The 23,654-nt window shown below is 56.2% G+C and carries 21 protein-coding genes and 1 pseudogene; 5 read left to right on the top strand and 17 right to left on the bottom strand.

From position 1 onward, the window contains the following. Both B3Z49_RS14045 and B3Z49_RS14040 read right to left on the bottom strand, forming a co-directional pair. Window positions 1-248 (bottom strand): annotated as a pseudogene (locus tag B3Z49_RS14045) (DUF3750 domain-containing protein); the annotation flags it as partial. A gap of 137 nt (window positions 249-385) precedes the next feature. After that, window positions 386-1,360, bottom strand: coding sequence for a helix-turn-helix domain-containing protein (locus tag B3Z49_RS14040; protein WP_296991996.1), 975 nt, complete (start codon window positions 1,358-1,360; stop codon window positions 386-388). Between the two features lie 393 nt (window positions 1,361-1,753). Between B3Z49_RS14040 and B3Z49_RS14035 the strand changes: the two genes are divergently transcribed. Then, window positions 1,754-3,211, top strand: a complete 1,458-nt coding sequence (locus B3Z49_RS14035; protein WP_296991994.1) for an aldehyde dehydrogenase — start codon at window positions 1,754-1,756, stop codon at window positions 3,209-3,211. 133 nt (window positions 3,212-3,344) lie between these two features. Here B3Z49_RS14035 and B3Z49_RS14030 read toward each other — a convergent pair whose 3' ends face one another. From B3Z49_RS14030 to B3Z49_RS14005, 6 genes are all read right to left on the bottom strand, one after another. Next, window positions 3,345-3,818, bottom strand: coding sequence for a YaiI/YqxD family protein (locus B3Z49_RS14030; RefSeq protein WP_296991991.1), 474 nt, complete (start codon window positions 3,816-3,818; stop codon window positions 3,345-3,347). 38 nt (window positions 3,819-3,856) lie between these two features. Beyond that, complete coding sequence (locus tag B3Z49_RS14025) at window positions 3,857-5,113, bottom strand: MFS transporter (protein ID WP_296991989.1); 1,257 nt, start codon at window positions 5,111-5,113, stop codon at window positions 3,857-3,859. A gap of 126 nt (window positions 5,114-5,239) precedes the next feature. Continuing rightward, a complete protein-coding gene (locus B3Z49_RS14020) occupies window positions 5,240-5,968 on the bottom strand; it encodes an amino acid ABC transporter ATP-binding protein (protein ID WP_064781928.1) in 729 nt (242 codons plus the stop codon). After that, window positions 5,955-6,608, bottom strand: a complete 654-nt coding sequence (locus tag B3Z49_RS14015) for an amino acid ABC transporter permease (RefSeq protein ID WP_296991986.1) — start codon at window positions 6,606-6,608, stop codon at window positions 5,955-5,957. Before B3Z49_RS14015 ends, B3Z49_RS14020 begins: the two co-directional genes overlap by 14 nt. After that, window positions 6,601-7,272 (bottom strand): amino acid ABC transporter permease, encoded by a 672-nt coding sequence (locus B3Z49_RS14010; protein ID WP_287444394.1) that lies wholly within the window; start codon window positions 7,270-7,272, stop codon window positions 6,601-6,603. The genes B3Z49_RS14015 and B3Z49_RS14010 overlap by 8 nt, the downstream gene beginning before the upstream one ends. 35 nt (window positions 7,273-7,307) lie before the next feature. Then, window positions 7,308-8,090, bottom strand: a complete 783-nt coding sequence (locus B3Z49_RS14005; protein ID WP_296991983.1) for a transporter substrate-binding domain-containing protein — start codon at window positions 8,088-8,090, stop codon at window positions 7,308-7,310. A 209-nt stretch (window positions 8,091-8,299) separates the two neighbouring features. Here B3Z49_RS14005 and B3Z49_RS14000 point away from each other — a divergent pair, with 209 nt between their 5' ends. Continuing rightward, a complete protein-coding gene (locus B3Z49_RS14000) occupies window positions 8,300-8,977 on the top strand; it encodes a FadR/GntR family transcriptional regulator (protein ID WP_008892035.1) in 678 nt (225 codons plus the stop codon). Between the two features lie 86 nt (window positions 8,978-9,063). Here B3Z49_RS14000 and B3Z49_RS13995 read toward each other — a convergent pair whose 3' ends face one another. The 5 genes from B3Z49_RS13995 to B3Z49_RS13975 all read right to left on the bottom strand — a co-directional run bounded on the left by B3Z49_RS13995 (window position 9,064) and on the right by B3Z49_RS13975 (window position 15,297). Continuing rightward, on the bottom strand, window positions 9,064-9,273 hold the full coding sequence (locus B3Z49_RS13995) for a cold-shock protein (RefSeq protein ID WP_008892034.1): 210 nt from the start codon (window positions 9,271-9,273) through the stop codon (window positions 9,064-9,066). Window positions 9,274-9,351: 78 nt separating this feature from the next. After that, window positions 9,352-11,169 carry a DEAD/DEAH box helicase gene (locus B3Z49_RS13990; RefSeq protein WP_296991980.1) on the bottom strand — a complete coding sequence of 606 codons (1,818 nt, stop codon included), beginning with the start codon at window positions 11,167-11,169 and terminating at the stop codon, window positions 9,352-9,354. Window positions 11,170-12,149: 980 nt separating this feature from the next. Then, a complete protein-coding gene (locus tag B3Z49_RS13985) occupies window positions 12,150-13,361 on the bottom strand; it encodes a YeeE/YedE family protein (protein ID WP_296991978.1) in 1,212 nt (403 codons plus the stop codon). Between the two features lie 106 nt (window positions 13,362-13,467). Continuing rightward, window positions 13,468-14,391 (bottom strand): sulfurtransferase, encoded by a 924-nt coding sequence (locus B3Z49_RS13980; protein ID WP_296991976.1) that lies wholly within the window; start codon window positions 14,389-14,391, stop codon window positions 13,468-13,470. Window positions 14,392-14,562: 171 nt separating this feature from the next. After that, window positions 14,563-15,297 (bottom strand): TetR/AcrR family transcriptional regulator, encoded by a 735-nt coding sequence (locus tag B3Z49_RS13975; RefSeq protein WP_287444390.1) that lies wholly within the window; start codon window positions 15,295-15,297, stop codon window positions 14,563-14,565. A 213-nt stretch (window positions 15,298-15,510) separates the two neighbouring features. Between B3Z49_RS13975 and B3Z49_RS13970 the strand changes: the two genes are divergently transcribed. Both B3Z49_RS13970 and argE read left to right on the top strand, forming a co-directional pair. Next, window positions 15,511-16,278 (top strand): NAD kinase, encoded by a 768-nt coding sequence (locus B3Z49_RS13970; protein WP_040824675.1) that lies wholly within the window; start codon window positions 15,511-15,513, stop codon window positions 16,276-16,278. Continuing rightward, complete coding sequence (argE, locus tag B3Z49_RS13965) at window positions 16,275-17,453, top strand: acetylornithine deacetylase (protein ID WP_296991971.1); 1,179 nt, start codon at window positions 16,275-16,277, stop codon at window positions 17,451-17,453. The genes B3Z49_RS13970 and argE overlap by 4 nt, the downstream gene beginning before the upstream one ends. Before the next feature lie 5 nt (window positions 17,454-17,458). Here argE and B3Z49_RS13960 read toward each other — a convergent pair whose 3' ends face one another. Genes B3Z49_RS13960 through B3Z49_RS13945 form a run of 4 tightly spaced genes read right to left on the bottom strand, consistent with a single transcriptional unit; the run spans window position 17,459 to window position 22,510 of the window. Then, window positions 17,459-18,001 (bottom strand): sarcosine oxidase subunit gamma, encoded by a 543-nt coding sequence (locus tag B3Z49_RS13960; RefSeq protein ID WP_296991970.1) that lies wholly within the window; start codon window positions 17,999-18,001, stop codon window positions 17,459-17,461. After that, window positions 17,994-20,969 carry a sarcosine oxidase subunit alpha family protein gene (locus tag B3Z49_RS13955; RefSeq protein WP_296991968.1) on the bottom strand — a complete coding sequence of 992 codons (2,976 nt, stop codon included), beginning with the start codon at window positions 20,967-20,969 and terminating at the stop codon, window positions 17,994-17,996. Before B3Z49_RS13955 ends, B3Z49_RS13960 begins: the two co-directional genes overlap by 8 nt. Continuing rightward, window positions 20,966-21,244 (bottom strand): sarcosine oxidase subunit delta, encoded by a 279-nt coding sequence (locus tag B3Z49_RS13950; RefSeq protein ID WP_296991966.1) that lies wholly within the window; start codon window positions 21,242-21,244, stop codon window positions 20,966-20,968. Before B3Z49_RS13950 ends, B3Z49_RS13955 begins: the two co-directional genes overlap by 4 nt. A gap of 12 nt (window positions 21,245-21,256) precedes the next feature. Next, the gene (locus B3Z49_RS13945; RefSeq protein WP_414716258.1) at window positions 21,257-22,510 is read right to left on the bottom strand and encodes a sarcosine oxidase subunit beta family protein; all 1,254 of its coding nucleotides are present in this window, start codon (window positions 22,508-22,510) and stop codon (window positions 21,257-21,259) included. Between the two features lie 138 nt (window positions 22,511-22,648). Here B3Z49_RS13945 and B3Z49_RS13940 point away from each other — a divergent pair. Continuing rightward, window positions 22,649-23,654: GlxA family transcriptional regulator (locus B3Z49_RS13940; RefSeq protein WP_296991964.1), on the top strand; the 1,006-nt coding region annotated here is incomplete at its 3' end.

Raw genomic sequence — 23,654 nt, 5'->3', positions numbered from 1 at the left:
TAAATGATCCATGGATGAACCGCGAAATAGGCGCGCCAGCCAAATGTTTCGGCCGCCATCACCATGACAATCGCCTGATCCCGGTTGGCGACCGCATCAGGCGCCACGCCCGAAGAATGGCGCGGCGCATTGCGCCACGTATAGCGTTCCTTGGCTTTTTCACCCGGCGGGTCTTCTGCCAGGCTGATGCCAAATGGCAGGACAAGAACGGCCAAAAGACCAAGAAACAGGGTTTTGCCTTTACGCAACGTCGATCCAATCAAACTAACAGGTGATGACTTTATTGTTACGGTTAAAGCAGACAAGTAGGATCAAAAAAAGGCAACGCAACCTTCAATCTTGAGGGGAATTCGGCGGCATTCCGCCTGTGGCGGACAACGCGGGCCTATGGCCAGGCCGCAAAAGTATCATCACGCACACGCTCGTGCGCACGCCGCAACCGGCGATAGGCGCCGGGCGCCTCCCCCATATAACGTTTGAAAAACCGGCTGAAATAGGCCGGATCGCGAAAACCCAAACCATAGGCAATCTGCGCCACACCAAGCGGGGATTGTTCCAGACGCATGCAGGCCTCGCGCAGGACACGTTCATGGATAATCGTTAAGGGCGGCTTGCCGGTTGCGCGCAAGACTGCGGATCCCAGACGCCGTTCACTGACGCCAAGGGCCTTTGCATAATCGGCAACATTCCAGTGTTCTCGAAAATGCAGCTCCAGCACCTGCAAAAATCGCTGAAAGGTGATCGAGCCCGGACCGTGCTGGTTGCGTTGCGCCATCACGCCTTCTGCCAGACGCAGAACCATGGTCAGAATAATCTGTAAATGCGCGCCAACCACAAGACTGGCACCAAGCGCATTTCCCATCAGCTCAGACCGGATGGCTTCAAAGCTGCGCTCAAGCAACACCTGATTTCCAAGGCCCTCGTGCGGGGTAACGTTATGAACGGTGTCCGCAGCAAAGCGCAAAGGCAAGCCATTCCCGGCGAGACCACCTGCCACAGAACTGCCATCACCGCAATGGCGCGCCACCAGATCCTCGGCAACCGAAAGCAAATAACCATCACTGCCGGGACCAACACTAAAACGCTGCGTTTCACCAAGTGGCAACCAGACAAGGGCGGGGGCCGTGCAACTGATAGTGCCATGCCGCAAGCCAACCTCGGCCCGGCCACTTTGCAGCAATACAGCATAACAGCGATCTCGCCGCGCCGGATCGTTCATCACCCAGGCCTGTTGCGACAACGGGTGATCGAAACGATCCATCATTGCCTGTGCTGCGACAGGGACAAGATCTGTAAACGGGTTTTCGGTACCGTCGTCCCGGCCAGAGGCCGGAAATGGATGACCTTGTCGATCAATCATGCCTTTTTATCGCCTATCTATTCCCAAATAGTTATAGGTATAAATGTACAATTTTTCGTCTTAAATTGTCAATTTAGGCACCTTTACATTGGAACCGTTCCATTGCCTACTGGAAAAAAGGTCAAAGAAACCGTCAAAAACAAAAAAAATGTAACGAATACAAACCTGTTATTTTGAAACATCAAAACAACAGTGGGGAGGATAACCACCAATTTTACTTCGTGATGCGAAGTATTTTGGTAAAAATGCGACTGTATCCTCCGAAAAATACATCAACCGGGCCAAGGTCCGGGTCATCACCCTGCTGTGTCAGGCGACGATTGACCGTTTGGTCATGCGCAACATTTTGCTTCGTCGCAGTCCGGCAGATAATGAAAATTCAGGAGAAACGTCATGAATCAGGCCCAACTTTTGATCAACAATCAGGACGTAAGTGCGTCCAACAACCGCACTTTTGAACGCAAGAACCCAGTCACCGGCGAAGTTGCAACTGTCGCAGCCGCCGCCAATGCCGCCGATGCCCGCAAGGCTGCCGACGCCGCTGCCGCGGCCTTTCCGGAATGGTCGAAAATGGGTCCGGGCGCACGGCGCAAGATCCTGCTTAAGGCCGCTGACATCATGGAAGCCAAGGGCGATCAGTTCGGTCAGCTGGTCCTTGATGAAACCGGCAGCACGCGCATGTGGGGTGGATTTAACGCCCATCTTGCCGCCAACATGCTGCGTGAAGCCGGTGGCATGACGACGCAAATTCAGGGCGATGTCATTCCGTCTGACACGCCCGGCCTGATGGCCATGGGCATTCGTCAGCCGGTTGGCGTGGTTCTGGGCATTGCGCCCTGGAACGCGCCGGTGATCCTTGGCACGCGTGCCATTGCCATGCCGCTGGCCTATGGCAACACCGTCATCCTCAAGGCGTCCGAACTTTGCCCGGCCCTGCATCGCCTGATCGGGGATTGCCTGGTTGAAGCTGGCGCACCTGAAGGTGTTGTCAACGTTGTGACCAACGCGCCTGAAGATGCGCCGGAAATCGTTGAAACCCTGATTGCCCATCCGGCTGTGCGCCGCATCAACTTTACCGGCTCGACCCGCGTTGGGCGCATCATCGCCAAGCTTGCGGCGGAACACCTGAAACCGGTTCTGCTTGAACTGGGAGGCAAGGCACCGTTCCTTGTTCTGGATGACGCCGACCTTGATGAGGCGGTTAATGGTGCGGCCTTTGGAGCCTATATGAACCAGGGCCAGATTTGCATGTCGACCGAACGCCTGATCGTTGACAATGCGGTTGCCGATGACTTTGTTGCCAAACTGGCCGCCAAGGCCAAAACGCTGACCGCAGGTGATCCGGCCAAGGCCGAAAACATCCTTGGCGGTGTTGTCAGTGTCGAGGCGGTCAATCGCATCGAGGAACTGGTCGAAGACGCCGTTTCCAAGGGTGCGAAACTGGTTGCCGGTTCGGGCAAGGCCAAGGACGGCGTTCTGATGGATGCCACCCTGCTTGATCACGTCACCCCGGCAATGAAGATCTATTCCGAGGAAAGCTTTGGCCCGATCTGTGTTGTCATTCGTGCAGGGGACGAGGATGAGGCCGTTCGCATCGCCAATGACAGCGAATATGGCCTGTCATCTGCGGTCTTCTCAACCAACATTCCGCGTGCGATGGAAGTTGCCAAACGCATTGAAAGCGGCATCTGCCACATCAACAGCCCGACCGTTCAGGACGAGGCACAGATGCCATTTGGCGGTGTGAAATCATCGGGCTACGGGCGCTTTGGTTCTCAGGCATCGATTGATGAATTCACCGAAATGCGCTGGATCACGATCCAGAGCGGCAAGCGCCACTATCCGTTCTAAGCCTTGCCGTTCATGAAGATACGCAGGGGGGAAGCCTGATTTCGAGGGAACTGTTCCCTCACCAAATCAGGACCTGTGTGCGGGCCGTCAGATTATATATCTGGCGGCCCGTGTTTTTTGGGGGAATGGTTGATCAGCCGCGCAGAACGGCCTGCATCAGAACTTCCAACGCGCTTGAAAACTTTGATCGGTCTTTCTGGGTAAAGGCGGCATTACGCCCCTGCTCGCCCGTGACTTCGCGCATGTGGGCGGCAATTTCACGGCCCGCTAAGGCATTGCCAATATTGGCCTCAGTAAATTCCTGACCGTTGGCTTTCAGGACCCGCGCACCGATTTCAATCCCGCGCGATGCCAGCGGAATATCATTGGTGATGATCACATCACACGCGCGCGCGTTTTCCGCAATCCAGTCATCAGCGGCATCGGGTTCCGGCGGGACAATGACGATCTTGATCAACGGATTGCGTGACGGGCGAATGCCGCCGTTTGATACCATGATCATTTCGATCCGGTGGCGTTCGGCCACACGTTCGCACTCTGCCTTCACCGGGCAGGCATCGGCATCAACAAACAAACGTGGACGGGTGTTTTCAGTATTTTCGTTCATGGCGCGATAATCGCCGGGACGCGATCAAAGTCAAGCCATCATGAACCCTGCCCGACCGGCGCAGAATGCTTTGCATCGCGCATGACCGCCAAAACCACCGCCCCGACAAAGGCAAACGCGCAGGCCATCAAAACGGTTGTCTGGAAATCAAAGGCACTGGCAACCACCCCGGTCAAAAGGTTGCCGATCAACCCGCCAACAAACAGGGTGCTGACATAGTAACTGGTCGCAACACCGGGCTGATCGGGGGCGAAGTTTTGAACGAACGTCATGCTGATACCGGCAAAGATACCGTAATAAAGCCCATCAATCGCGGCGAGTGCCAGCACATCGACAAGTGTTGTGGCGTGATAGATCAGGCCAAAAAACACCGCCCCCAGAAGGGCTGCGATCAACATGCCCTTACGCTCGCCCACCCGTTTGATCAGCGTTGCGCAGAAATAAATCACCACCACTTCAACAAAGCATTTCACCGTCAGGGCAAATCCGGCCGAAGACGCCACCAGCCCCAACTCGGTCGAGAAATAAAGTGGCATTGCCGAAACAAACACCACATTGGCCGCCCCGATGAAAAACACCGGCACACAGGCCGATAACAGGCCAAAATTAAACGGGACTTTCTGCCCGGTTTTCAGGCTGTTGGGATGATGGGTTTTGAATGCGCCCGGCACAATTACCAAACAGGTCACACACCAGATCGCGGCAAGTCCGGCAATTGCGTAATAGGTCGGGGCAAAACCATAGACGCCATAAAATGACAAGGACGCCGCCGGCCCCACCATCCAGCCAAGCGATGTCTGGATGCGAAGGAAGCCGTTGAACTTGACGACATCACGCCCGGTCTGTTCGGCAAACAGACGCCCGAATGAATACATCACCGAAAGCGCACCGGATCCAATCCCAAGCAGGATCGATGCGATGCCAAGATAAACCCAGTAAATCTGAAACAGACCCAGCAGGGTCATACCAATGCCAAAGCACAGAATACTGGTCACCAGCAGGAACTTGATCGGCACCGCCCGGTCAATCGCACGGCCAAATGTGCGGTTCACAATCAGGGTCACACACACCTGAACAATCGCAACAAGGCTAAGCTTCCAGGGGGCTTGCCCCAAACCTTCGACAACATAAAGCCCGGCCAAGGGTGCCGCACTGGACGAGGCAAAAGCCCCAACGAGGAGCAAGCCAAGCACAAGAAACGGATAGCGATCCAGAACCGCCATGATCGGCGACAGCCCGGCCTTTTGACCAGCCCCAACATCACTTACCCCGTTACCTGCCCCATCACCCTGCATCGAAACCGTCCCTCACCTGTCATGGCATCATGGGAACCGTTCTAGCGCTTCAACCTGAAATCGTTAAACATTTCCGCGCCTTGCGCATCAGATGTCACAAAAGCATCATGAACGACGCGAATTTGATCAGGCAAGACCGCCAACGAAACTTGAAAGTTCTGGCGTTTTGGGATTGGAAAAGACTTCTTCCGGATCGCCGGTTTCATGAATGCGGCCCTGATGCATAAAGACCAGCTTGTCGCAGACTTCGCGCGCGAAACGCATTTCGTGTGTGACCATGACAAGCGTCATGCCTTCTTCGGCCAGTTGGCGAACAACCGCCAGCACCTCGTTGACCAGTTCGGGATCAAGTGCCGATGTCACTTCGTCACACAAAAGAACCTTTGGCTTCATCGCCAATGCACGGGCGATCGCCACGCGCTGTTGCTGCCCGCCCGACAATTGATCGGGGTAATGCATCATCTTGTCCGCCAACCCGACCTTGGCCAGCATTTCCTCGGCGATTTGCTTGGCCTCGGCCTTGGACTGCTTTTTGACAACCTGCGGGGACAGCATGACGTTTTCAAGGGCCGTGTAATGCGGGAACAGGTTGAACTGTTGAAACACCATGCCGACCTGAAGCCGAAGGCCAAGCAGATCCGCATCACGGTCGCTGATCTTTTTGCCGTCGACGATGATCACACCGTCATCAATGACCTCAAGCCCGTTGATTGTGCGCAACAGCGTACTTTTGCCCGATCCGCTTTTACCAATCAGGGCAATGACCTGCCCCTCATCGATTGAAAGATCAATGCCCTTGAGAACTTCAAGCTCGCCAAAGCTTTTATGGATGGCATGCAATTCAACGAGCGACATGGCGGAACTTTCCTTCGAGGTGGCGGGCAAAAAGCGATAGCGGATAACAAATCAGGAAATACATCACCGCCACGCAGCCATAGACCGTAAACGGTTCATAGGTGGCATTGGTAATCATGGTGCCAGCCTTGGTCAGTTCAACAAAGCCGATGATTGATGCCACGGCTGTTCCCTTGACCACTTGAACCGAAAACCCCACCGTTGGCGGGATGGCAATGCGAAGCGCCTGCGGCAAAACGATATAGCGCATCTGTTGGGTGAAATTCATGCCAAGGCTTGCCGATGCTTCCCATTGGCCCTTGCCAATCGATTCAACACATCCGCGCCAGATTTCGGTCAGAAACGCACTGGTGAACAATGTCAGGCCAAGGGTTGCCGCCACCCATGGCGACACATCCAGCCCGATCAGTGGCAAGCCGAAAAAGACAATGAAAAGCTGCATCAAAAGCGGCGTGCCCTGAAACAGTTCGACATAACCGCGCACCAGTCGGATCACCCACGGATTACCAGCCGTACGCACCATCAAAAGCAGCAAGCCAACCAGCCCGCCAAGCACAAAGGCCGTAAGCGACAGCAACACTGTCCAGCGCGCGGCAAGCAACAGGTTATAAACAATATCCCACAGGGAAAATTCAGACATGACGCCGCCGTTCAAACAGGAAGTTACCGAGAACCTTCAAGCCCATCCGAAGCAGTATCGACATCACAAGATACAAACCCGTCACCACGAAATAGACTTCAAACGCACGGAAATTAAGCGCCTGGATATAGTTCGCACCGAATGTCAATTCCTCGGCCGCGATCTGTGAACAGACCGACGATCCCAGCATGACAATCACAATCTGACTGGACAGGGCCGGCCAGATTTTCTTGAGCGCGGGTAAAATCACGACATAACGGAAAATTTGCACCCGGTTCATTGCAAGACTTTGGGCTGCTTCGATCTGGCCTTGCGGGATGGCCTGAATGCCGGCCCGGATGATTTCCGTGGAATAGGCACCGAGATTGACGATCATCGCCAAAACGGCGGCCTGAAATTCGGTCAGCTTCACGCCAAGTGCGGGAAGCCCGAAGAAGATAAAGAAGAGTTGCACCAGAAATGGTGTGTTGCGGATCAGCTCCACATACACGCCGACAATCTGGCTGATCACCGGGGCGCGCGACGCACGCGCCCACGCCCCCATGATCCCGAGCCCGACGCCAACCACAGCACCGATGACTGTCAACTCCGTGGTCAGAATGACCCCGTCAAACAGCAGTTGCCAATGCGGCACGATGGCGCCGAAATCGAATTTATATGCCATTGATCTATAACGATCCTGTCAGTCAGCCAAAAAGCCTAGAGTTTTTCCGGAAGCGGAATACCAAGCCACTTTTCGGCAATCGCATTCAAACGACCATCAGCGATTGAAGCCGCGATGATCTCATTGACCTTGGCCATGAGTTCCGGCTCATCCTTGTTCAGGCCGACATAGCAGGGGGAATTTTTGATCAGGAATTTCGGCTCCGGCTTGCGCGGCGGGTCGCGTTCAATGATCGCGGCTGCCGTCACGTTACCGGTCGCGATCAGGTCAACCTGGCCTGACAGGAAGGCCGAAATCGTGCCGTTATTGTCTTCGTAGCGTTTGATATCGACGTCAGACGGCGCAATCTTGGTCAGTTCAAGATCTTCGATCGCACCACGGGTCACGCCAACCGACATACCCGCAAGGTCGGCTGCCTTTTCAACCGAAAAATCAGCCGGGCCAAAGACGCCGTTATAGAACGGTGCATAGGGATCGCTGAAATCGATCACCTTTTCACGGTCCGGGTTCTTGCCAAGGCTGGAAATCACCAGATCAACCTTGCCGGTGTTGAGATATGGGATACGGTTGCTCGAGGTGACCGGTACCAGTTCAAGCTTTACACCAAGCTCTTCGGCAATCAGGGCCGCCATATCAATGTCATAGCCCTTTGGCTGCATATCGGTCCCGACCGAACCAAATGGCGGAAAGTCCTGCGGCACGGCAACCTTGAGAACACCGGCCTCGGAGATGCTGTCGAGCGCGCTGGCCGACGCTGCCCCAAGCGGAGCGGCAAGCATTACCACCGCAGCAATCGCAGTTTTGAAGAATTGTTTCATGAGCCTCTACCCGTCTGTCTAATCGTTTCTGAAATTATGTGCGTTATTTTTAGCCTGATTTTGACGCTGCACATTTTTTGATCTTTTGTCTATGAATAATTTTTTCTTCAGCGTAAATTCAGCATGCGATTGATCATACTCCTTTAAAAATCAGCATTTTTTGAATATCAAAAACCATTCAACTGGTCTGACCAGATGCGGGACAATACATGACACGCAGTGAAACCGCCCCGGAACGCGCCGCACGTGACATTCGGAACCTGATAAAAAACAAGGGCCTAAAGGCAGGTGACTCGCTTCCGGCTCAGCGCAATCTGGCAAGCGAATTGGGCATCAGCCGCACCAGCCTGCGCGAAGCTCTTGCCACACTTGAAGCACTTGGACTGATCCACATCCACGCCGGAAAAGGCGTATACATCACCGATCGCCAGAACCTGCCGCCGATTGGTCAGGACCGAAATCGCCAGGCCGGACAGGTTTATCAGTTCCGGCTTGCGATCGAGCCCTATGTTGCCGGCCTTGCGGCCCAGATGCGCAGCAAGGATCACCTCGATGCGCTTGAGACCAGCATCACCGATATGCGAAACGCGCTAGAGACAGATGATCTGATTGCCGCTGCCACCGCCGATACGGAATTTCATGAAGTTCTTCTTTTGGCGTCGGGCAATCCGATGTTTGCCAAGGCCATGCATCCCGCAGCCCAGATCATTCACGAGAACCAGATGCTGCCCTTTGCCAACGCCAAGGCGATTGCCGCCCCGCTTGCCGAACACGAGCAGGTCTTGCGTTATGTGCGTGAACACAACCCATCCGGCGCACGCGATGCCATGCATTTCCATGTCCTGAGTGCCGCCACCCGCGCCAAGATCGCCTTCTTGCGCCCCTGACATGCACGCAAAACAAAACCCCCACCCGGTTTCCCGGATGGGGGTTTCGTTAATACGGCGCCCTTCACAAGGAAGGACAAGCCGAATTAGGCAGCGGTCAGATCATCTGCCGAAACGCGGCCCGAACGTGAGTCGGTGCGCAGTTCGTAGTTGATTTTGTCGCCTTCCTGCGGGTGGCCCATGCCAGCGCGTTCAACGGCGCTGATGTGCAGGAATACGTCATTTCCGCCTTCGTCCGGCTGAATGAAACCAAAACCTTTAGTTGCGTTGAACCATTTAACGGTACCAGTTGCCATCTTTAGATCTCCTATCGAGTATTGATTGGCGTTTCGACACACCCCGCGTGGGTGCGCCTATAGGGGTTTGAAAAACAATCAGGCGCGTTCACGCCTCGGCTGTTTTCCAGAAGTGTTTTCGCGGCCCGCACCACCCGGCTGCCCGCCGGACTGTACGCCACGATGATTGCGATTGCGGTTTACACCGCCGCGCTTGCCTTGCGGTCCGGTATTTCGGGCACTATTGCTCCCGTTACCAGTCGCGCGGCGTTCCTCGGCACTGCCCATAAAGGACAAACCGGAAGAAATTGAATTGTCAGCTTTCGCCCCGTCGCGACGATTTCCATTGGAATCAACGCGTTTCGTCGGGCGCTTGCCACCATCATTCTGACGGGGGCTATTTTCAGGGTTCCCGCCACGACCATTGGCAGGTTTCGACTTCAGACCACCCTTGTAACGGCTTTTGGATTTTTCCAGCGCCGGGTTCGAAGGGGCCTTGTCAGCCGATGCTCTTGAAGCATTGTCTGCGCCATCGCGGCTTTGGGTCGTTTGTTTGCGGGCATCATCACGATCACGACGCGGCGCAGAAGTGCGCGCATCACTGCGATCTGAACGATCACTGCGGGCATTCCGGCCATTGGCCGGACGACCACCGCGACCATTGCCGCCCGATGCACCACGTCCGCCATTTCCGCGCGACTGACCGCCACCATTGCCACCACTACTGCGGCGGCCACGGTTGCTTTCACGCGCTTCGTCGGAAAGTGCTTCCTGCTCGGCTGCGGCCTTTGCATCACGGCGATCAATCACCGGAATGCTTTGGCGGGTGGTTTTTTCGATATCGCGCAGCAGATCACGTTCTTCTTCATCACAAAACGCAATCGCCGATCCGCTGGCACCACCGCGGGCCGTACGGCCGATACGGTGAACATAGCTTTCGGGCACGTTCGGGAGTTCGAAGTTCACAACGTGGGTCACGCTATCGACGTCGATACCGCGCGCGGCGATATCGGTTGCGACAAGCACGTTGATCTGACCATCCTTAAAGGCGTTCAGAGCACGTTCACGCTGGTTCTGGCTTTTGTTGCCATGAATGGCAGCCGCGCTGATTTTATTGGCTTCAAGATGGCGCGCGACACGGTCGGCACCGCGCTTGGTCCGGGTAAAGACCAGCGTGCGCTTGAAAGCCGGATTATCAAGAAGCTCTGCCAGCAACTGACGCTTGCGCGTGCGTTCGATCAAATAGACCGACTGCTCGACGCGTTCCTGGGTGGTGGCAACCGGGGTTACCGACACCTTGACAGGATCAGACAGCATGTCCCCTGCCAGCTGACCAATCTGGGTCGGCATGGTGGCAGAGAAAAACAGGTTCTGGCGATCACGCGGCAACATCTTGATGATGCGCTTGATCGGCGGCAAGAAGCCAAGATCAAGCATGTGGTCGGCTTCATCAAGCACCACCACTTCAACATGTTTAAGGCTGAGCTTGCCGCTATCGACATGGTCAAGCAAACGACCAGGTGTTGCGACAAGAACCTCGACGCCGGGGGTTATTGCCTTGATCTGCGGACCAGGGGCAACACCACCAACAACGACAGCCGTGCGAACATTGAGAAAGCGGCCATAGGCACGGAAACTTTCGCCAATCTGGGCGGCAAGTTCACGCGTCGGCGCAAGAACAAGTACACGGCATGCCCCTTTGGGCGTGCGGGTTTGGGATTTGGAAAGGCGGTCAAGGATCGGCAATGCGAACGCTGCCGTCTTGCCGGTACCGGTCTGTGCGATACCAAGTAGGTCCTTACCGTCTAGAAGAGAGGGAATGGATTGTGCCTGGATCGGGGTCGGCGCGTCGTAGCCTTCTTGGGCAAGCGCGCGAAGGACCGGCTCGGCGAGGCCGAGTTCGGAAAACTGGGTCAAATAAGGGTAACTCGTAAATTGGAGGCTGCAGACAGCTGGGACTTCGCCCGGTGAAAATTAGTAATCAGGTCTGCGCCTTGCAGTTCTGGAAGCACCCGCGTAGCTGGATACTTCAATGCGTTCTTGGGTTAACCACTCGACAGTAGGGGCGTTAATTCCCCTCTACGCTTCTGGAGCGATCAAATAACAGCCACACCATGCGCAGAGTTTTATCCCCTTGTCAAACAGCTTATTTTTGACAGCCCCGCGTTTTACACACAACGGCAAAGCAGAATTGCGCTGCCATGCCGTTGTAATTTCAAATGCATGCTGCCTTTGGCGGCATCAATATGCCGCACAAGGGTTCCCTGCCCCGCACGGATTATAGGCTGCACACGGATTGCTGGCAGCACATGGGTTACTTGCCGATGGCGCGCACGGAGACGCGGCACAGGGCGAGGCAGCACAGGGCGACGCACCACACGGGTTGTAAGCGGCACACGGATTTCCTGCCGCACATGGGTTGGAAGCGCCGCACGGATTGAATGCGGCGCAGGGATTGGCGCTGCATGGTGCAGCGGCGCAAGGGTTAGCCGATCGCACACCACAGGGGTTAAAGCCACCGCACGGACTGGAAGGACTGCAAGGGTTTCCTGCCGCACACGGGTTGTAGGCTGCGCACGGATTGGCACCACACGGGCTTGCCGCACAAGGATTATAGCCCGCACCACATGGATTCGCACCGCACGGATTGTAGCCAGCCGCGCATGGGTTCGCTGAACACGGGTTTGCTGCACATGGGTTCGCGGCACACGGGTTCGCCCCGCAGGGATTTGCGGCACAAGGATTGGCAGCGCACGGGTTACTGCCCGCTGCCGGAAGTTTGGCCGGGGCCGGATTGGCAATGGCTGGGATGTTTGCGGTGTGGCTGTAGTGATCCAGCGCAACGGCACCGGTTGCCGCAAGGAAGACCGCACCAAACAGGAGTGTGTTTTTCTCGCTCATTTCCGGAAACCATCCATTCCAAAGACAGGACGCAGCGCAATGCCGACCCAGCTGCCAGCAAAGGCCAGCACGAACCACAGCCAGCCATGCACACTTCCTGATGCGATCCCGCTAAAGAACGCGCCGATATTGCAGCCAAACGCCAGACGCGCACCATACCCCATCAAAAGCCCGCCAATGGCGGCCGCGATAAGGGAGGCAACCGGAACAGAAACCTTGGGTGCGAACTTGCCGGCAAGGGCCGCGGCAAATGCTGCCCCGATCACGATGCCGAAATTCATCACCGACGTATTATCCTGCAGGACCGAATTGCCAAGCGCACGCGCCGGGCCAGCCCAGTTCCAGAATTCCCAGGTTTCAACCGGAACACCAATGACCTGCGCGATCTTTGCGCCCCAAAGGCCAAAGCCAAAAGTGATCGACCAAGGATGACCGGCAATCAGAAGCGTCGCAACATTAAGCCCGGCCAAAAGCAAGCCGGTCCAGATCATCGGCCATGGGCCATGGATGAAACGCGCCAGCCCCTCGCGCGGTGCCGTTGAAACAACTTCCAACCCGCCATGGGCGCGCTTTTCAACCCAAATGGTCAGCAACGCCACCAGCGCCAGACCACCAAACGTCACGGCAAGCCCGCCACCAATGCCGTATTCACGGCCAAGGCTCATCGGCGGCAAGGAGGGCAGCTCAAGCCACATCGGCAGATGGGCCGTGCCAATCACCGCACCAATAATAAAGAAGACAAGCGTGATCAGCATGCGCGCACTGCCACCGCCAACGGTGAACAACGTGCCGGAGCCACAGCCGCCACCAAGCTGCATGCCAAGCCCAAACAAAAACGCCCCGATCAGCACAGACATGCCAACAGGCGCAACCGCCCCAACGACCGATCCGCCAAACGGATTGCCAAGCGCCAGCAACGGGATAAAGGCCGCCGCCGCAACCCCGATCATCAAAAGCTGTGCGCGCAAGGCACGGCCGCGCTTTTCAACCGAAAAGCGGCGCCAACCGCCGGTGAACCCAAAGGACGCATGATAAAGCGCAATGCCAAGCAATCCGCCAAGGCCATAAAGCACGGCCTGTTTAAGATCGACGGCCTGTGAAATTGCGATACCGACAAGGACAAACAGGACGGCGGTGATGGCCGCCGGTCCTTTGTCAAAGGTGAAACCCGGTGTTGCCGGATTTGCTTTTAAGGTCGCTTCAGACATGGTGAGGCTCAATAACCTGAAATCAGATATCTAAATGAAAACGGAACCGGCTGACCGGTTCCGTCCAGAATGTTCGCGGCTTGGTGGAAGCCGTATGGTTATCCGGTTATTCCGGGATCACCATTTCGCGGTTCGGATCCGCCGCCCATTCGGTCATGGAGCCATCATACATCGCCGTGTTCTTGTTGCCCATCACTTCGGAAAGGCCAAACCATGCGACCGACGCCCAGTGACCGGTATTGCAATAGGTGATTTCCTTGCTGTCCTTGGAAACACCGGCGTCTGCCACAAGGTTTTCGATCACGTCAGCCGCGACAAAGGCGCCATCCTGATCGTTATAAAACTTTGACTGCGGAATGTTTTTCGCCCCCGGTACGGCACCCGGACGGGCGACAACACCGCTTTTTGCTTCGCCCTTGAACTGCGAAACCGGACGGGCATCGACAAGTGCAACACCCTCTGCGCGCGCCTTGGCAACATCATCGGCGGTCGCAACAAGTTCAGGACGGAAATTGGCATTAAAGGCAACGGCCTTTGGCACGACCGGATCGGTCGAGACTTCCTTACCAGCCGCAAGCCAAGCGCGCTGACCACCATCAAGGATGGTAACCGCGTCATGACCAAGCACCTTGAAGGTCCAGTAAACGCGGGTGGCAGAACCAAAGTCGGAGCTGTTCTGGCCGGCCGGCACCACGACAACCTGTTTGTCATTATCGATGCCAAGTGCACCGATGCGTTTGGAAATCACGTCAACCGGCGGCAGCATGCCAACCACATCATTGACCTTGGCCCGCCAGCCAAACTTGCCATAGGGCGCAAAGACGGCACCCGGAATGTGGCCAGCTTCATAAGGGTTGCCGTCCTTGGTAAGCGAGCGGATATCAACAACAACCATCGACGGGTTATCAAGATTGTCCGCAACCCAGTTGGCATCAACCAACGGCTTTTCGGTAAGACGTTCCGCCTGCGCAGCACTGCCCGCAAAGGCAAAAGTGACCGCCGCAACGGCAGAAAGGATAAGGGAACGCATGGGGCTGTCTCCAATGATCAATTCATCATGATTTTGTGCGATATACCTAATTCATCAGAAATAAATGTCAATGCAATCAATATTACATTGATTATTTGTATTAAATACTGACAACACAAGAATGTACGTGCTGCGCAATTCAGAACGAAGGGCTTTAGCTATTAAGTCTGATCAAGGCCGAAGATTGTTGAGATAGCGGGCAAATTCGCGCGCAAATGAATCCTGGGTTTCCAGATTGCGCAAGGCAGGCGGGCGGGTCAGGAACCCGTGCAGGGCAGCAATGATGAATTCCGCAACGGCCGAGGGTTCAATATCGGTGCGGACGGTTTTGTTGAATTGCGCCTTGCCGATGTGGGACGCAAGCCCGCGCCGCCAATAACGATACACACCATCGATACGCTTGCGCAGGCTTTCATCAAGCTCCCCGGCACCGGATGCCAGACGCGCCAAGGGGCATCCGCCTGCCAGCATTGCCGGTGCATTTTCGCTGCCCAAGCGATCCACCTGCCCCATCAACACGGGCAATATATCCTCTGCCCCTTCGAGATCATCCAGCCAGACCTCGTCAACATATCCCGGCAGGCATTCCTCGATCACGGCGTTGATCAGTTTGGCCTTGCCGGAAAAGTGATGATAAAGCGCACCTTTCGTACAGCCGCTTTGTTCAAGGATGTTGCTGATTGACGCCCCGCCGAACCCGGCCCGACGGATTTCACCAAACGCCGCGTCCAGAAGCTTCTGACGGGTGGCATCCGGGTTGCGGATCCGTTTGGGAACGAGGGCTGTTTCGGATGCACCATCAAGCTCCATGCTTTCGCCGACTTCCAGCACATCATCGTCATGACCTTCATCAGGACGTGAAATGCGGGAAAGGGCGGCAGAGAAGCTGAATGGTTCTTTTGACATCGCGCCGTTCTGTTTTTTTGATTTGAACCGGGGATCGGAACCCGTAACTTTCAGGTTCCACTGTTTTTTTCGTGCCGTCAATCATACTGGTGTTTAGTCAAAACATCCGCATGGGGACGAACATCACGCAGCCCCTTGCAATTCAGTGCAAAGCGTACTCTATTGTTCGGCCATGCCCTTTCGGGCGAGCCCCAAACATCCGTTGGATCGAAGATGCAGCTTGATTCCATCGCCTTCGTTGCAGCCGAAACCAAAATCGCACAGGATGCGATGTACCGGCTAAAACACAGATACGGCCACATTGCGCCCGACAAGGCCGACGTGATCGTAGCCCTTGGCGGCGACGGGTTCATGCTGGAAACCCTGCACCGTTATATGGGCCGCAAGGTGCCGATCTATGGCATGAACCGGGGCACGGTCGGATTTCTGATGAATGAATTCCGCGAAATGAATTTGACCGACCGCATCGCAGAGGCGCAGACGGTCGAGCTTCACCCGCTTCAGATGGAAGCCCACACCGTTTCGGGCGAAAGCCTGTGTGCGCTGGCGATCAACGAAGTGTCGCTTTTGCGTGAAACCCGTCAGGCCGCCAAATTGCGCATCAAGGTTGATGGCGTTGAACGTCTGGCCGAACTGGTTTGCGACGGCGCGCTTGTTTGCACCCCGGCCGGAAGCACGGCCTATAACCTGTCGGCACATGGCCCGATCCTGCCGATGGGAAGCGGATTGCTCGCGCTCACACCGATCAGTCCGTTTCGCCCGCGTCGCTGGCGTGGCGCGCTTTTGCCCCATGGCGCAGAAGTCGTTTTCCAGATCGAGAACCCCGAAAAGCGCCCGGTTTCGGCCGTTGCCGACTATACCGAGGTTCGCGATGTCTCGAGCGTGAAAATCCGCGAAGACCGCAGCATGAAAATCAAGCTGCTGTTTGATCCGGAACACAATCTTGAAGAACGTATCCTCAAGGAACAATTCGTCGAATGACCACCGCCGCACTTGCCCCGTCAGAAAATACCATTGAATGGTGCCGCAAACTGATCCGCCACCAATCCGTCAGCATGACGCCCAATCTGGCGCTGATTGACGAGGTGAAGGCGTTTCTTGACGGTTTGGGCTATGACACGCTGGTTGTGCGCGACCCGACGGATACCAAGGCCAACCTTTATGCCACCATCGGCCCGGACGTTGCGGGCGGTGTGATCCTGTCAGGCCACAGCGACGTGGTCCCGACCGAAGGCCAGAACTGGGCATCCGATCCCTACGAGATTGATATCCGCGACGACAAACTTTATGGCCGCGGATCGTGCGACATGAAGGGTTTTCTCGCCTGCCTTCTGACCAAGGCGGAAACTTTCAAGAACGCCAACCTTCGGGTGCCAATCCATCTGGCTTTCACCTATGACGAGGAAGTCGGCTGTCTGGGTGTGCCCAGTCTGGTTGAAGCCATCAACAATCTGCCACACAAACCAGCCATGTGCATCGTTGGCGAACCGACCGAGATGAAGGTCATCACCCAGCACAAAGGCAAATTTTCGGCGCGTGCGCATTTCACCGGCCGTTCCGGGCACTCGTCTTTGCCGCGCGAAGGGGTCAATGCGGTTGAATTTGCTGCCGAACTGGTGGTGTTCCTGCGCAAGCTTGGCCGCGAATGCCGCGAAAACGGCCCGCATGATGACGAGTTTGATCCGAACCACACCACCTTCCACACCGGTGTGATCAAGGGTGGTACGCAGCTCAACATCATTCCGCAGAATTGCTTTGTCGATTTCGAATTCCGCAATCTGCCCAATGATGATCGCGAAGCACTTAAAGCCAAGATTTACGATTACATCGAAAATACCCTTCAGCCCGAAATGCGCGAGATTTACGACGATGTCGGCATCGAGGTTGAAGTGATTTCCGATATGCCGGGCCTTGCCACCGGCGATGACGAAGAAGTCACCAAACTTGTCATGGCGCTCACGGGTGCCAACACCACCGGCAAGGTCAGCTTCGGCACAGAAGCCGGCGCATTTTCGGCCCTTGGCGATATCCCGACCGTGGTCTGTGGCCCGGGCAGTATCGAACAGGCCCACAAGCCCGACGAATTCATCGAGCTTGATCAGTTGGGCCGCTGCGAAGTGTTCCTCGACAAGCTTCTGGCGGTTTTGGTCAAGTAACCGGCTTAGCGGAACTCGGCCGCCATATGGTGCAATTCATCCCAAAGGCTACCGGCAAAGCTGCGCAAAACAATCAGCTCGAAACTGTCATCTTCGATGCGCGTGATCATTGCCCCGATGTGCCCAATCTGGGTCATGGCCGACTGACCCATGGCAAACACATCGGCGGACAGATCAACCATGGTGCCCTTGGCCAGAACCGTTCGCGACGAAACGCCCGACAACCTCATGCGCACCCGGCCGTGCGTCTGATCGGCCAGTGCAAATTGATTGACCAGCCCCGCCTGAATTTCTGCCAACCGGTCAGAAGAAACATCTGCATCCCCCACCCAGAACCACTGATTTGGCGCTGATTTGCGCAAATCGGTGCCGAGATCCGGGGCAATCGTTTTGATTGCCGTGCTTAAGGCAGCTTCATCGCTTTTGGCATCGCCCAGCACATGGATGACAAAGCCACCTGTCACCGGGGCGAGATTGATCGATGCACCCGCACCCGCCGCGACGAGGGGCGGAAATGCGCTACGGTTTTCGAGTGGATAATCACGCATGGAGCTTCTCATTTTCCGGGTCGACAAAGGCAGGATTGCAAAGGATGCCGGTGACAGTCTTTCCGGCCAAACCGTTCCAGATGGTCACTTCCTCACCAACGCGGCTCGGGCCGTTTTTCACCAGCGCCAAGCCAATCGCATGGCCCAATGTCGGCGAGTGACACATCGAGGTAACATAGCCCTGATCATTGGCAAGACTGACGTCATCACCGGGATTAAGGATATGCGATCCGGTGGCGAACTTGTCCGACGGTGATTTCGGCTTGATCCCGACAAGCGACGGACGGTCTGGGTCCACCAAACCTTCGCGCAGGTTCATGACCCGACCGATGAAATCATCTTTCTTGGCTGACACCATCTTGCCCATCCCCAGATCGGCTGGTGTGACCGTGCCGTTAATTTCTGCGTGGGTGACATGGCCCTTTTCGATCCGCATGACGCCAAGCGCCTCGGTGCCATAGGGCGTAATGCCGAATTCTTCCCCGGCAGCCATGATCGCATCGGCGACACTTTCGCCATATCCGGCAGGCACGGCAATTTCAAAGGCCAACTCGCCCGAAAACGAAATTCTAAACAACCGCCCCTTAAGCCGCCCGCCAAACATCGACACTTCGCGCGCCGCCAGGAACGGGAATGCCTCGTTCGAAATATCGTCATCAATAATCTTGGACAGAACATCACGCGATTTGGGCCCGGCAATCGCCATCTGCGCCCATTGATCGGTTGCCGATGCCAAACGGACATCCAACTCCGGCCACAACACCTGCGCACAGAATTCCAGATGGGTCAAAACCCCAGCGGCAAGCGCTGTCGTCGTCGTCATGAAGTAATGGTTTTCGCCAAGACAGCTTGTCGTGCCGTCATCATACACAAAGCCATCCTCGCGCAGCATGATGCCATAGCGCGCCTTGCCAACCGGCAATTTCAGAAAGGCATTGCAATAAACCCGGTTCAGGAACTCTGCCGCATCCGCACCAAAAATCTCGATCTTGCCAAGGGTAGACACATCACAGATGCCAACCTTGGTCCGAACCGCGTTGACTTCACGATCAACGCTGTCACGCCAGAAGGTCTCGCCATCCTTCGGGAACCAGCTTGACCGATACCAAAGCCCGGTTTCGACGAACTTCGCACCATTGCGTTCCGCCCAGCCATGCAAGGGGGATTTGCGCACCGGCTGGAAATCCATTCCCTTGGATGCGCCAACCAGCGCACCAAACGATACCGGCGTGTAGAACGGGCGGAAGGTTGTTGTGCCGATTTCGCCGGGCGAGACACCCTTGTTTTCGGCCAGAATACCAATGGCATTCACATTGGATGTCTTGCCCTGATCGGTTGCCATGCCGTTGGTGGTATAGCGTTTGGCAAGTTCGACATGATCATAACCTTCGCGCATGGCAAGCGTGATGTCAGATGCCGCGACGTCATTCTGAAAATCGACAAAGGCCTTGCCCTTGCTTGAAGCGACATGCCAGATCGGCTGAATAGGGTCGACTTTTTCCTCACTCTGTTCGACACCGGGGAGTGATGCGGCCTCGCCCATCACACCCAGTTCCGCCAGCGCCTTGACCGCGGCAACACCGCCGTCAGCAAAACAGGCCGCAATACCGGCTTTTCCGGCAACTGCCCCGCAGGGCGTCATGCCATCGGTATTTTCCGGCGGCATGAAACCGACATGCGCGTCCGACCAGACCGGTTTGCCAACGCGATGGCAGGCCAGATGCACAATCGGGCTATAACCGCCTGATACGCCAAGGGCATCTACCGCAATCACCTCGTCACGGCCGTCATCATGGCGGACGGTGATAGACTTGATCGCCTTGCGACCCGCAGTATCACGCACCATCGCACCGGCAATCAGGCGTGCCTTACCGTCATAATCAATGTTCGGGCAGGTGCGCGGATCAATGATCGCGGCAACCTCGATACCACGTGCCTCAAGGTCCATCGCGGTCTGATAGGCCTGACTGTTATTGGCAAACAGCGCCACCCGTTTACCCGGTGCCACGCCATAACCATTCAAATAGGTGCGCATGGCCCCGGCCATCATGACGCCCGGGCGATCATTGCCGCCGAAGACAATCGGTCGCTCTTCCGCCCCGGTCGCCAGCACCACCTGTCGGGCGACAATCCGCCACAGGCGTTCCATGGCGCGATGGGGGTTAATCTCGTGCTCGGGCAGATGCTTTTGCACCCGTTCGACCGCGCCAAACACCTGATCGTCATAGGCGGCAAAAACGGTTGTGCGTTTTTTGATCTCGACATTGGGAAGGGCGTGCAATTCACCAATGATATCGGCAAGCACTGTGTCGGCTGGTTTACCACCCACCGGGCTTCCTTCGGCGATCAAACCACCGCCAAGTTGCGCCCCTTCGTCGGCAATGATCACCCGCGCCCCGGCCCGCCCGGCCGTCAGGGCAGCAGCAAGCCCAGCTGGCCCCGCCCCGATCACCAGAAGATCACAATGTGCCCAGCATTTTTCGTAATAGCCGGGGTCGGGATCATAGCTTGCCCGCCCCAAACCAGCGGCCTTGCGGATCAGGGGTTCATAGACCTTTTCCCAAAAGGCAGCCGGCCACATGAAGGTCTTGTAATAGAACCCGGCGCCTAAAAGCGGCCCCAACAACCCGTTGGCCGCACCGATATCAAAATTGACATTCGGCCAGCAGTTCTGCGATCTGGCTTCAAGCCCGTCAAACAGTTCCGCCATGGTCGCACGGGTATTGGGATCGCGCCGCCCGTCCCGCCCGATGGTCAGAAGCGCGTTGGGTTCCGCCGCCCCGGCGGTCAGGATGCCGCGCGGACGGTGATATTTGAAACTGCGCCCGACCAACTGCTTGCCATTGGCCAAAAGGCCTGATGCAACCGTATCGCCACCAAAGCCAGTGAGCGCCTCGCCATTAAAGGTAAATCGGCGCACATCATTGCGGTCAATCAGGGTACCGCCATCAATACGGAAACTGGTCATGCCCCTTCCCCCAATTTCAAGGTGCTTGCATCGACGACGTCAGACGTTTCGTGGGTCACGGTATCACGGGTTAGCACCAGCCAGCGGCGACACCCGCCGGAATGATGCCAGTATTCGCTATGTTCACCACGCGGGTTGTCGCGCAGATATACATGATCGAACCATACGGCTTCATCGGCACCTGCATTTGGGCGCGGGGTGGCGACTTCGCCGCGGATTGTGAATTCCTCGCGTGGGCGCAAACCGCAATGAGGACATTTGACAAGACTACTCATTACCAAATTTCCTCAATGCAGGTTGGCCTGGGCGCCAACGCCCTTTTCATCCAGAAGATAACCGCGTGCAAAGCGGTCCATGCGAAACGCGGTTGCGGTTTCATGCGGCGTATCGGTCGCCAGCAAATGGGCAAAGCAATATCCCGACGCCGGGGTTGCCTTGAACCCGCCATAACACCAACCACCATTGAAATAGAGGTTGGCAAGATGGGTGCGATCCATGATCGGCGACCCATCCATGCTCATATCCATGATCCCGCCCCAACTGCGCAGGATACGCACCCGCGAAAGTGCGGGGATCATCGCCATGCCGGCCTCGGCCACATGTTCCACGCACGCGAGGTTTCCGCGCTGGGCGTAGGAGTTATATCCTTCGATATCCCCGCCAAAAACCAGCCCGCCCTTATCTGATTGCGACACATAAAAATGCCCCGCGCCAAAGGTGACCACGGTATCGATGAACGGTTTCAATCCTTCGGACACAAAGGCCTGCAAGGCGTGGCTTTCAATCGGCAGGCGCATATCGACCATTTTGGCGACATGGCTTGAACTGCCTGCCACCGCCATGGCCAGTTTGTTACACGTGATCGCACCGCGTGTGGTTTGAACCCCGGTGATCTGATCGCCATCGCGCTCAATGCCGGTAACTTCGCAATTCTGGATGATATCAACGCCGTTCTGATCGGCCCCGCGCGCAAAGCCCCACGCAACGGCATCATGGCGCACCGTGCCGCCGCGCGCCTGCATCAGCCCGCCCATGATGGGGAAGCGGGCATTTTCATAATCCAGAAATGGCAGCTTTTCACGCAGCTGATCACGGTTAAGAAGTTCCGCATCCACCCCGTGCAGGCGCATGGCATTGCCCCTGCGCGTGTAGGCATCGCGCTGGGCATCGGAATGAAACAGATTGATCACGCCGCGCTGGGACACCATGGCGTTAAAATTGAAATCCTGCTCAAGGCCTTCCCACAGTTTCATCGAAAACTCGTAGAATGGGTTATTGCCTTCAAGCAGGTAGTTAGATCGAATGATCGTCGTATTCCGCCCGATATTCCCCGATCCAAGATAGCCCTTTTCAAGCACCGCGACATTGCGCACGCCAAACACCTTGGAAAGGTAATAGGCGGTTGCCAACCCATGCCCGCCACCGCCGATGATGATGACATCGTAATGCGGTTTCGGATCCGGATTGCGCCAAGCCGGCCTCCAGTTCTTGTTCTTGGAAAATGCATTGCCAAGCAATGACAGGGCTGAATAACGCATCATCGATCTTTCGCTGTTGCCCACATCGGGTACCCAGCAATCTTGACAGAGGTGCGAATTGCAGCTTGTCTATTAAAGACATCCAATAACACAAATGCGACATCGCGATATTATTGTCGCCCAACGCGGGATACCGGCGTCATGAGCTCAGACACCCAAAACAGAACCACACGCACCCCGCGTACCGGGCAACTTGACGCCAAACCGGTTCCGGCCACCCAGCATATCGGTTTCATGTTGCTGCCCGATTTTGCGTTGATGTCTTATGCCTCGGCGATTGAGCCGCTGCGTGCGGCCAACCTTCTGGCCGGTCAGCCGATCTACAAGGTGTTGAATTATTCGGCAGCGGGCGGAAACGTTTTGTCCTCGTCGGGCACGATGGTGCCGACCACCCCGCTGTCACAGGCCCCGACCAGTTTGCACACCCTGTTCATCTGTGCCGGTGGACATCCGTCGCAATGGCAGGCACCGGGGATGCTGGGCAATTTGCGCAAACTGGCGCGCTGGGGCGTGCGCATGGGCGGGATATCAAGCGGGGCTTACGTTCTGGCCGCCGCCGGGCTTCTGGGGCAACGTCAATTCACCATTCACTGGGAACATGCCCCCGCCCTGATCGAAGCCTTTCCCGATCTGGAACCGCAACGCGCACGGTTTGTCATTGACGGGGATCGCATCACCTGTGGCGGCGGGGTGGCACCGCTTGACATGATGCATGCCATGATCGCCGAAAACCTTGGTGCGGATTTCGCAACCCGGGTGTCGGACTGGTACCTGCACACACAAGTCGGGCAATCGGGCGGCCCGCAGCGGGCATCGCTTGCCGAACGCTATAACGTCCATCATGCCGGATTGCTTCGGGTTCTCGAAAAGATGGAAACCACCATCGAAGATCCGAAAACCCGCGACGAAATGGCGCGCTTCGCCAGACTTTCAACCCGGCAGCTTGATCGCCTGTTTGATCAGCATCTTGGCAAGTCGTTTCTTGAAACCTATCGTCAGGTCCGGCTTGAACATGCCCGCAAGCTTTTGACGCAAAGCGCCCTGACCATTTCCGAGATCGCCTTTGCCACCGGCTTTTCCAACAGCAGCCATTTTTCTCGCAGCTATAAAGACGCCTATGGCGTTAAGCCAAGCGAGGCGCGCGGTC

The sequence above is a fragment of the Thalassospira sp. UBA1131 genome (genome assembly GCF_002311515.1).
Classification (GTDB): domain Bacteria; phylum Pseudomonadota; class Alphaproteobacteria; order Rhodospirillales; family Thalassospiraceae; genus Thalassospira.
Note: the sequence above shows the minus strand (reverse complement) of the source record. Positions and strands in the feature narration are given on the sequence as shown.

Excerpts from the sequence above, each read along its gene's own strand:
- B3Z49_RS14015 (WP_296991986.1), bottom strand. The coding sequence starts at position 6,608 with ATGTCTGAATTTTCCCTGTGGGATATTGTTTATAACCTGTTGCTTGCC.
- B3Z49_RS13995 (WP_008892034.1), bottom strand. The coding sequence starts at position 9,273 with ATGGCAACTGGTACCGTTAAATGGTTCAACGCAACTAAAGGTTTTGGT.
- B3Z49_RS14000 (WP_008892035.1), top strand. The coding sequence starts at position 8,300 with ATGACACGCAGTGAAACCGCCCCGGAACGCGCCGCACGTGACATTCGG.
- argE (WP_296991971.1), top strand. The coding sequence starts at position 16,275 with ATGACCACCGCCGCACTTGCCCCGTCAGAAAATACCATTGAATGGTGC.
- B3Z49_RS13950 (WP_296991966.1), bottom strand. The coding sequence starts at position 21,244 with ATGAGTAGTCTTGTCAAATGTCCTCATTGCGGTTTGCGCCCACGCGAG.
- B3Z49_RS14005 (WP_296991983.1), bottom strand. The coding sequence starts at position 8,090 with ATGAAACAATTCTTCAAAACTGCGATTGCTGCGGTGGTAATGCTTGCC.
- B3Z49_RS13970 (WP_040824675.1), top strand. The coding sequence starts at position 15,511 with ATGCAGCTTGATTCCATCGCCTTCGTTGCAGCCGAAACCAAAATCGCA.
- B3Z49_RS14010 (WP_287444394.1), bottom strand. The coding sequence starts at position 7,272 with ATGGCATATAAATTCGATTTCGGCGCCATCGTGCCGCATTGGCAACTG.
- B3Z49_RS13980 (WP_296991976.1), bottom strand. The coding sequence starts at position 14,391 with ATGCGTTCCCTTATCCTTTCTGCCGTTGCGGCGGTCACTTTTGCCTTT.
- B3Z49_RS13955 (WP_296991968.1), bottom strand. The coding sequence starts at position 20,969 with ATGACCAGTTTCCGTATTGATGGCGGTACCCTGATTGACCGCAATGAT.
- B3Z49_RS13960 (WP_296991970.1), bottom strand. The coding sequence starts at position 18,001 with ATGCGTGATTATCCACTCGAAAACCGTAGCGCATTTCCGCCCCTCGTC.
- B3Z49_RS13945 (WP_414716258.1), bottom strand. The coding sequence starts at position 22,510 with ATGATGCGTTATTCAGCCCTGTCATTGCTTGGCAATGCATTTTCCAAG.
- B3Z49_RS13975 (WP_287444390.1), bottom strand. The coding sequence starts at position 15,297 with ATGTCAAAAGAACCATTCAGCTTCTCTGCCGCCCTTTCCCGCATTTCA.
- B3Z49_RS14040 (WP_296991996.1), bottom strand. The coding sequence starts at position 1,360 with ATGATTGATCGACAAGGTCATCCATTTCCGGCCTCTGGCCGGGACGAC.
- B3Z49_RS14025 (WP_296991989.1), bottom strand. The coding sequence starts at position 5,113 with ATGCAGGGTGATGGGGCAGGTAACGGGGTAAGTGATGTTGGGGCTGGT.
- B3Z49_RS13985 (WP_296991978.1), bottom strand. The coding sequence starts at position 13,361 with ATGTCTGAAGCGACCTTAAAAGCAAATCCGGCAACACCGGGTTTCACC.
- B3Z49_RS14030 (WP_296991991.1), bottom strand. The coding sequence starts at position 3,818 with ATGAACGAAAATACTGAAAACACCCGTCCACGTTTGTTTGTTGATGCC.
- B3Z49_RS14035 (WP_296991994.1), top strand. The coding sequence starts at position 1,754 with ATGAATCAGGCCCAACTTTTGATCAACAATCAGGACGTAAGTGCGTCC.
- B3Z49_RS14020 (WP_064781928.1), bottom strand. The coding sequence starts at position 5,968 with ATGTCGCTCGTTGAATTGCATGCCATCCATAAAAGCTTTGGCGAGCTT.